Source organism: Rhabdothermincola sp. (genome assembly GCF_036846205.1).
GTDB lineage: Bacteria > Actinomycetota > Acidimicrobiia > Acidimicrobiales > Acidimicrobilacustridaceae > Rhabdothermincola.
Genome location: NZ_DAIUCK010000041.1, coordinates 18,952 through 27,081 on the forward strand (window position 1 = coordinate 18,952; position 8,130 = coordinate 27,081).

Consider the following 8,130-nt stretch of genomic DNA (forward strand, 5'->3'; position numbering starts at 1 on the left):
CGCTCTCTTAGCGGCGCTGATCGGGCGGCCCGTGCCCGTCGGACGGGCGGTGCGCGTGCGGGTGCTCGGTGGCCACGAGGTCCACGCCGAGGCGCTGCAGGCCGACGCCGAAGGTCTCGAGGAGCCGGTCGGCGTCGAGGACCTCCGCGGGCGGGCCGGCGGCCACCACCCGGCCGGCGAGCAGCAGCACCCGATCGGCGCGGGCGGCCTCGGCGACCTCGTGGGTGGCCACGACAACCGCCGCCCCTCGCCCCAGCTCCTCGTCGAGTGCCTGGTCGTACGCTCGGCGGCCCGCCGCGTCGACACCTGCCGTGGGCTCGTCGAGAACCAGCAGGTCGGCCCGGCGGGCGAGCACCTGGGCCAGGTAGGTGCGCTGCTGCTGTCCGCCCGAGAGATCACGGAGGGGCCGGCCGGCCAGAGCGGTGATCCCCATCCGGTCGAGCGCCTCGTCCACCAGGTCCTCGTCGGTACGTCCCATCCGGCCGAGCAGGCCGTGGTTCGCGAACCGGCCCATGCGCACCACGTCCCGCGCCCGCAGGGGCAGGACGAACGCGTTCGGGTGGAACTGGCTGAGGTACGCGAGGCGCGCTGGCTGCTGTCCCGGCAGTGCACCCAGCACACTGAGCCGGCCGGCGAGCGGTTCGATCAAGCCCACGAGGGTCTTGAGCAGGGTCGACTTGCCGGAGCCGTTCGTGCCCACGAGTGCCAGCAGCTCGCCAGGGGCGACCCGCAGGTCGAGCCCCTCGATGACCGGGGTGGTCCCGTAACCGATGGTGAGCCCGTGGGCCTCGACTGCCGGGGGGGCCGGGTCGGCGGTCATGATCCGCCTGCCGCCACGGTCCTCGCCGGCCGGGCGCTCGGGCGGGCCGGCCACGCCCGTCTCACGCCGGTGGCGGCGAGCACCGCGAAGAAGGTGCCGACCGCGCACAGCACCACCGCGGCCCCGCCGGCGACGTCCCAGTGGTAGCTCACCAGCAGCCCCGCGTACACCGAGCCGACCCCGATCGCGGTGGCCCACGCCACCATCGGCCCGACGCGATGCGCGAGCAGCGCCCCGGTCCCGGCCGGCGCGAGCAGCATGCCGAACACCAGCAGGGTGCCCACGGTCTGGAACGACACCACCACCGTCACCGCGATGAGCCCCAGCATCACGTGGTGGTACCGGCTGGCCCGGAACCCGGAGACCTCGGCCTGGTCGGGGTCGAAGCTGAGCAGCAGGAAAGGACGAGCGCACACCAGCGCCACCACCACGACCGCCGCGGTGGCGGCCGCCTGCACCCACAGGTCGGCGACCGCCACCCCGAAGACCTCCCCGAAGAGGATGTTCACGATGTCCCCGGTGAAGGTCCGGCTGCGCGACACCATCACCACCCCCAGGGCGAGCATGCCGACGAACAGCAGCCCGATCGCGGTGTCCGACGAGAGGCGTGAGTGCCGGGTCACCACGCTGACCCCGGCGATCATGGCGATGGCGCCCGCGAGCGCCCCGATGAGGCCCGGCCATCCGAGCAGCAGGGCGGCAGCCACCCCGGGAAGCACGCCGTGGGCCAAGGCGTCACCGATGAACGCCAGCCCTCGCAGCACGACGAAGGTGCCGACCACCGCGCAGGCCACGGCCACCAGCACCCCGGCCAGCAACGCGCGCTGCATGAACTCGTTGCTGGTGAACGGATCGACGAACCAGCTCACGGTTCGCCCGCCCCATCAGTGAGACCGGAGGCCACCCGGTGGGCGATCTCGCGCATCATCGCGACGTAGGAACCGTCCGGCGGCAAGGTGTGCGTGGGCAGCTCCACCAGCTTCGCGCCGGTCTCGGCGGCCACGGCCCGGGCGACGTCCGGTGGGGTGCCGACCTCGGTGAACACCGCCCGGACCCCGAGCCGCCGGATGAGCTCGGTGAGCTGGGCGAGACCCGCGGCGGTGGGTGCCGCCTGCGTGCCACCGGAGGGGATCACCGCCCCCACGAGCTCGAAGCCGTACCGGCGGGCGAAGTACCCCATCGACTCGTGTCCGGTGACCAGGAGTCGCTGGTCCGGCGGCACCACCTCGAGGATCGTTCGGATCTCGGCATCGAGCTCGTCGAGTTGCTGCTCGATCACACCGGCCCGGGCGGCGACGTCGAGACCGAGGTCGGATCGCAACGTCTCGGCCAGGGCGGCCACGACCTGCTTCATCGCCAGCGGGTCCAACCAGAAGTGCGGGTCGGGGGCCCCGGCGACGTGGTCGCCGTCCCCCCCGGTCCCGGAGGCGATCTCCCCCTCGCCGAAGCGGCGCAGCTCGACGTGGTCGGTGGCCCGGAACACGTCGACGCCCCGAGACTCGGCCGCGGCCACCGCATCGTCGAGACCCTCTTCCAAGCCCAACCCGTTGAGCACGATGAGGCCGGCCGAACCGAGGCGAGCGGCGTCACGGGCCGAGGGCCGGTAGTCGTGCGGGTCGGTGCCCGGCCCCATCAGCACCACCACGTCGGCCTGATCGCCGACGAGCTCGGAGACCACGGCCCCGAGCACGGGATGGCTCACGACCACCTGGGGCCGGTCGCCGGCGGCGGAACCCTGATCGCCACCGCCCGAGCCGCAGCCCGCGACCAAGGCGAGGAGGCCGATCGCGCCGGCCAGGATCGCCGCCAGCCGCCACCGGGGCGACATCGCGAGCGTCGTGTCGGCTGAGCGTGGGCGCATCCTGGGCTCCTCGTCGATGGCGTACCGGGCCATGGAGTAGGGATCAAGAACGATTCTCACTCTACTGAGAACTGTTCTCAGATGTCGACCGACATCACCTGGGCAGGGTCCGGGCAGCATCCCGGTAGCGCCTCAACCTCGCCACACCATCGTTCTGGCAGGCCGAACGCGTGCCCTGGCACGCGTTCGGCCTGCCAGGTCGGTTCGGTGGCGAGCCAGTGCGGTGGGGAGCCCGTGCGGTGGGCCGTTCAGGGACCCGGGTCCTCGCCGATCTCGCGCAACCCGTCACGGATCGCCACCCGCAGCCGGCGGGCGATCTCCGGGCTGAGGTGACCGACCAGCCCCTCGCCGGGCCGGCCCACCTCCTCGACCGTCAGCACGATGCGCGGCTGGGCATCGTCGTAGTCGTCGCTGACGGCCACCGCCCAGGAGATCGGCGTGAGCTCGTCTTCCTCGAAGCGCGGCGGGTAGTCACGAGGATCGAAGGGGTAGTCGTCGATGGATCGGCGCATCGCACCAGTCAAGCCCGGACCGGCGGGTTCGGGAGCGGGCACGCCCGGGCGTTACCGTGGCGACCGTGCCCCTCGCACACCTGCAGGACTCACCATTCCTCGCCGCCTGCCGAGGCGAAGCCCACGACCGGGTCCCGGTGTGGTTCATGCGCCAAGCGGGTCGATCGCTGCCCGAATACCGGGCGATCCGCGGGACCGGGAGCATCCTGGAGGCCATCCGCGACCCCGGTCTGGCCGCGGAGATCACCCTGCAGCCGGTACGCCGCCACGGTGTCGACGCGGCCATCCTCTACTCGGACATCGTCGTACCGGTCGCTGCGGTGGGCTTCGGCGTCGACGTCGCCCCGGGCACCGGCCCGGTGGTCGCCGCCCCGTTCCGCAGCGAGCGTGACCTCGCCCGGCTCCGGCCCCTCGAGCCCGAGACCGACACCCCGTACGTGCTCGAGACCGTCCGCCTGCTGGCCAAGGAGCTCACCGTTCCCCTGATCGGGTTCGCCGGCGCGCCCTTCACCGTCGCCAGCTACCTCATCGAAGGGCGCCCGTCGCGCACCTACGCCCGCACCAAGTCGCTGATGCACAGCGAGCCCGGCTTGTGGGGTGCGCTGCTCGACCGCCTCGCCGACCTGGCCGTCGCCTCGCTACGGTCGCAGGTCGAAGCGGGGGCTTCCGCGGTGCAGGTGTTCGACAGCTGGGCCGGCGCGCTGTCTCCCCCCGACTACGAGCGCTTCGTGCTGCCCCACAGTCGCCGGGTGTTCGATGGCATCGCCGACCTCGGGGTGCCCCGCATCCACTTCGGTGTGGGCACCGGCGAGCTGCTCGACCTGCTCGCGTCCGCCGGCGCGGACGTGGTGGGCGTGGACTGGCGGGTGCCGCTCGATCGGGCCCGGCAGCGGGTCCCGACAGGCACGGCGCTGCAGGGGAACCTCGATCCGGCCATCTGCCTCGCACCGTGGGACGTGGTCGCGGAGGCAGCCCGCGACGTGCTGCGTCGCAACGCAGGGCACCCAGGGCACATCTTCAACCTCGGCCACGGCGTACTCCCCGAGACCCATCCCGACACGCTCACCCGCCTGGTCGAGCTGGTACACGACGAGGGCCGCGTCGCCCCCGGGGGCGGGGGTCGACCGTGAGCGGGCACGGCCCGCTGGGCGTGCTGGTCATGGCCTACGGGACCCCGAAGGACCCGGGTGAGATCGCCGGCTACTACACCCACATCCGCCGTGGCCGTCCCCCCACCGACGAGGAGCTGGCCGAGCTCACGGCTCGCTACGAAGCCATCGGGGGCGTGTCCCCCCTGGCCGAGCGCACCGAGGCCCAGCGGGCCGCGATCGCCGCGGCACTCGAGGCCCGCACCGGTCGAGCCATCCCGACCGTGCTCGGGCAGAAGCACGCGCCGCCCTTCGTGGAGGACGGGGTGCGTGCACTCGCCGCCTCCGGCGCGGCTCGGGTCGTCGGTCTGGTGCTCGCGCCCCACTACTCCCGGGCGAGCGTCGGTGCGTATCACGAGCGGGCCGGGGCGGCGGCCCGGTCCGCCGGGGTGGAGTACCTGCCGATCGACTCGTGGCACCTGCTGCCGGCGCTGGTGGACTTCCTGGCGGACGCGATCCTCGACGCCCGCCGGGGGCTTCCGGATCGGCACAAAGTGCTGTTCAGCGCGCACTCGCTCCCGGAGCGGGCGCTCGAGGGCGACCCGTACCCCGAGCAGCTCTACGAGACGGCGAGCGCGGTGGCGGCACGCGTCGGCCTGCTGCCGTGGCCCGACTGGGCTCTGTGCTGGCAGAGCGCCGGCCGTACCCCTGAGCGCTGGCGAGGCCCCGACCTGTCGGAGGTCATCCGAGAGCTCGGCGCCACCGGCCGGGCCGAGGGGGTGCTCGTGTGCCCGCAGGGGTTCACCGCGGACCACCTCGAGGTGCTCTACGACCTCGACATCGAGGCTCGCCGGGCGGCCGAGAACGCCGGGTTGGCGTTCGCCCGCACCCGGTCGGTCAACGCCGACCCGGCCGTGATGGGCGGGCTGGCCGAGCTCGCCCTGGCACGCGCCGGGTGCGGCGGGAAGGCGTGAGGTGGCGAGCGGCATGGCGTCGGTGGTGATCGTCGGCGGTGGGATCAGCGGGCTCGCGGCCGCCTTCGAGCTGGCTCGCCACCGCGACGTCGAGATCACGGTGGTCGAAGCCGACTCGCGGCTCGGGGGAAAGATCTGGACCACCCCTTTCGCCGGCCGGCCCGTGGACTGCGCCGCTGACGCCTTCCTCGCCCGGGTGCCCGAGGCGATCGAACTGTGCGGGGAGCTCGGGCTACGGGAGCAGCTCGTGACCCCGGCCACGAGCCGGGCGTTCGTCTACTGCGACGGCGCCCTACGGGCCTTCCCGGAACGCACGGTGCTCGGGGTGCCGACCGATCTCGACACCCTCGCGGCCTCGGGCCTCGTCTCCGAGGAGGGTGTCGCTCGGGCGGCCGAGGACCTGACCATGCCCGGCGAACCGTGGCGAGGCGACGAGTCGGTCGGGGCGCTGGTGCGCCGGCGGCTTGGTGACGAGGTGTTCGAGCGGCTGGTGGCGCCGCTGCTGAGTGGGGTGAACGCGGGTGACGCGGATGAGCTCAGCGTGGAGGCCGGGGCGCCGCAATTCGCCGAGGCGGTCCGCGACCAGCCGAGCCTCATCGCTGGCCTGCGCGAGCAGCTCGCGCACACCCGACCCGATCCCGGCACGCCGGTCTTCTACGGGTTGTCCACCGGCACCCAGGCGCTCACCGACGCGCTGGCCCGCGAGCTCGGCAGGCGCGGCGCTCGGATCGTGACCGGGGCGCGGGCGATCGCCGTGGATCGGCACCGCGCTCAGGCCACCTCGCGCTTCGCGGTCCGCGTCGCGTCGGCCGACCCGATCGAGGCCGACGCGGTGGTGCTGGCCACCCCTGACTTCGTGACCGCGGAGCTGCTCGGCGGCATCGCCCCCGGGGTGGCGGCCGAGCTCAGCGAGGTGCCGTACGCGTCGGTGGTGATGGTCACCCTGGCGGTGCCGCGACTGGCGATCGGGCGTCCCCTCGATGGCAGCGGCTTCCTGGTGCCCCGGGCGGAAGGCCTGCTCCTCACCGGGTGCTCGTGGGCGTCGAGCAAGTGGGCCCACCTCGACGACGCGGAGGTGGCCGTGCTGCGTGCCTCCGCCGGCCGCTTCGACGACCGTCGGGCGCTCGAGCTCGACGACGCCGATCTGGTGGGGGCGCTGGTCGCCGACCTGGCGACGACGATGGCGCTCGATCCCTCGGTCTCGCCGGTGGCCACCCGGGTGTCTCGCTGGCCGAGCTCGCTACCGCAGTTCCACCCCGGCCATCTCGAACGGGTCGCTCGGTGGCGGGCCGAACTGGACACGGAATGTGCTGGTCTCACCGCGCTGGGTGCTGGTTGGGACGGGTTGGGCATTCCGGCCTGCATTCGCCAGGCCCGGGCCGCAGCTGAGCGGACCCGACGCCATCTGGACCTGCTGACGTCCTGACCAGCGCGGCGTCGTTGCGTGACCGCACGGGTTCTGCAAAGATTCCGTAACAATGCGACCTGGACGACCTGCCACCGGCCGCCGTTCTGCTCGGTACCGCAGCCCGCTCGCTCTCGCCGGCGTGATCCTCGCGCTCGTCGTGGGCGCGATCGTCGCCCCGGGTTCCGCCAGTGCCGACCAGCTCGCCGACAAGCGGGCGGAAGCCCAGCGGGTCGCGGCGAAGCTCGACGCGCTCGAAGCGCGGGTGATGCAGCTCGACGAAGCAGCCGAACGGGCCAAGGGCGAGCTCGCCGCGGCCGAAGCAGCCGTCGCCGACGCCCAGCGCCGTGCCGACGAGGCCAACGCCGAGCTCGAGCAGCGCCGGAGTGAGCTGCGAGCCTTCGCGGTGGAGGCCTACGTGTCCGGCAACGATGGCCCGGCCGTGGACGCGCTCCTGGCGAGCACGACCGACGAGGCCCCCAAGGTGCGGGGCTACCTCGAGATCACCACCGGCAGCCGTCAGGACCTCGTCGACCAGCTGCAGGCCACCAGGAAGAGGGCCGAGGACGAGGGCCGTCAGCTCAGCGAGGCGCAGCAGGCGCTCGCCGACCGTCACGCTCAGCTCCAAGCCTCCCTCGACGAGGCGCAAGCGGCGGTGGACGAGCAGGCCGCCATCAAGTCGAAGCTCGACGGCGAGATCGCCCAGCTCGTGCGGGAGGAGCAGGAGCGCAAGGCTGCCGAGGCTCGCCAGCGGGCCGAGGAGCAGGCCCGCCAGCAGGCCGCCCAGCGGTCGGCGGGCACTCGGGCGTCGCAGCCTTCGCCAGCCGGTGGTCCGCCACCGCGGACCGCGCCGACCGCGCCCGGCCCGGCGATCGACGACAGCCCGCCTCCGGCCGTGGGCTCGGGTGCCGCCGCCGCGGTCGCGGCGGGCATGAGCAAGATCGGGGCGCCGTACGTGTGGGCCGCGGCGGGACCGAACGCCTTCGACTGCTCCGGCTTCACCATGTGGGCGTGGGCCCAGGGGGGCAAGAGCCTTCCCCACTACTCGGGCGCGCAGTACGCGATGAGCCGGCGCATCTCCCAGGCCGAAGCCCAGCCAGGGGACCTCGTGTTCTTCTGGGGTCCCGGCGAGAGCGGCGACCCCGGCCACGTCGGCCTCTACATCGGTGGTGGCCAGATGGTGCACGCTCCCGGGCGAGGCAAGTTCGTGCGGGTCGACAGCGTCGGGTACTGGTCCGGCGCCCGCGTGGCCTTCGGCCGGGTCTGACCACCGCGTGCCCCGAACCGGCAGCCCGTCGGCTCCTTCCATCCTCGTCGGGCTGCACGGTTACGACGACCACCCGTCACGACTCGAGCGCGCGCTGGCGTCCCTACCCGGAGCGGCAGGGCTCCCCCGGCTGGTGCCCAGCGGTCCGGTGCGCACCCCGGGGGGGTACGGATGGTTCGGCCCCGACCCTGACGGCCCCGCCG

Annotated in this window: 9 protein-coding genes; 5 read left to right on the top strand and 4 right to left on the bottom strand. The window is 73.4% G+C overall.

Annotated elements, in window-relative coordinates:
* Nucleotides 1-7 precede the first annotated feature (7 nt).
* From V7004_RS07810 to V7004_RS07825, 4 genes are all read right to left on the bottom strand, one after another.
* Nucleotides 8-820, bottom strand: coding sequence for a metal ABC transporter ATP-binding protein (locus V7004_RS07810; protein ID WP_334143188.1), 813 nt, complete (start codon nt 818-820; stop codon nt 8-10).
* The gene (locus V7004_RS07815) at nt 817-1,689 is read right to left on the bottom strand and encodes a metal ABC transporter permease (RefSeq protein ID WP_334143189.1); all 873 of its coding nucleotides are present in this window, start codon (nt 1,687-1,689) and stop codon (nt 817-819) included. The genes V7004_RS07810 and V7004_RS07815 overlap by 4 nt, the downstream gene beginning before the upstream one ends.
* Nucleotides 1,686-2,681, bottom strand: a complete 996-nt coding sequence (locus tag V7004_RS07820) for a metal ABC transporter substrate-binding protein (protein WP_334143190.1) — start codon at nt 2,679-2,681, stop codon at nt 1,686-1,688. Before V7004_RS07820 ends, V7004_RS07815 begins: the two co-directional genes overlap by 4 nt.
* Nucleotides 2,682-2,929: 248 nt before the next feature.
* Nucleotides 2,930-3,193 (bottom strand): hypothetical protein, encoded by a 264-nt coding sequence (locus V7004_RS07825; RefSeq protein WP_334143191.1) that lies wholly within the window; start codon nt 3,191-3,193, stop codon nt 2,930-2,932.
* Nucleotides 3,194-3,258: 65 nt separating this feature from the next.
* Between V7004_RS07825 and hemE the strand changes: the two genes are divergently transcribed.
* The 5 genes from hemE to V7004_RS07850 form a co-directional block, all read left to right on the top strand.
* Nucleotides 3,259-4,323 carry a uroporphyrinogen decarboxylase gene (hemE, locus tag V7004_RS07830; RefSeq protein WP_334143192.1) on the top strand — a complete coding sequence of 355 codons (1,065 nt, stop codon included), beginning with the start codon at nt 3,259-3,261 and terminating at the stop codon, nt 4,321-4,323.
* Entirely contained in the window at nt 4,320-5,255 is a 936-nt protein-coding gene (hemH, locus tag V7004_RS07835) for a ferrochelatase (RefSeq protein WP_334143193.1), read from the top strand. Before hemE ends, hemH begins: the two co-directional genes overlap by 4 nt.
* A gap of 13 nt (nt 5,256-5,268) precedes the next feature.
* Entirely contained in the window at nt 5,269-6,681 is a 1,413-nt protein-coding gene (gene hemG, locus V7004_RS07840; protein ID WP_334143194.1) for a protoporphyrinogen oxidase, read from the top strand.
* Between the two features lie 121 nt (nt 6,682-6,802).
* The gene (locus V7004_RS07845) at nt 6,803-7,927 is read left to right on the top strand and encodes a C40 family peptidase (protein ID WP_334143195.1); all 1,125 of its coding nucleotides are present in this window, start codon (nt 6,803-6,805) and stop codon (nt 7,925-7,927) included.
* A 7-nt stretch (nt 7,928-7,934) separates the two neighbouring features.
* On the top strand, nt 7,935-8,130 hold a 196-nt coding region (locus tag V7004_RS07850; RefSeq protein ID WP_334143196.1), incomplete at its 3' end, for a hypothetical protein.

Bases quoted from the DNA above. Each gene is read 5' to 3' on its own strand.
- V7004_RS07820 (WP_334143190.1), bottom strand. From the start codon at position 2,681: ATGCGCCCACGCTCAGCCGACACGACGCTCGCGATGTCGCCCCGGTGG.
- V7004_RS07825 (WP_334143191.1), bottom strand. From the start codon at position 3,193: ATGCGCCGATCCATCGACGACTACCCCTTCGATCCTCGTGACTACCCG.
- hemG (WP_334143194.1), top strand. From the start codon at position 5,269: ATGGCGTCGGTGGTGATCGTCGGCGGTGGGATCAGCGGGCTCGCGGCC.
- V7004_RS07810 (WP_334143188.1), bottom strand. From the start codon at position 820: ATGACCGCCGACCCGGCCCCCCCGGCAGTCGAGGCCCACGGGCTCACC.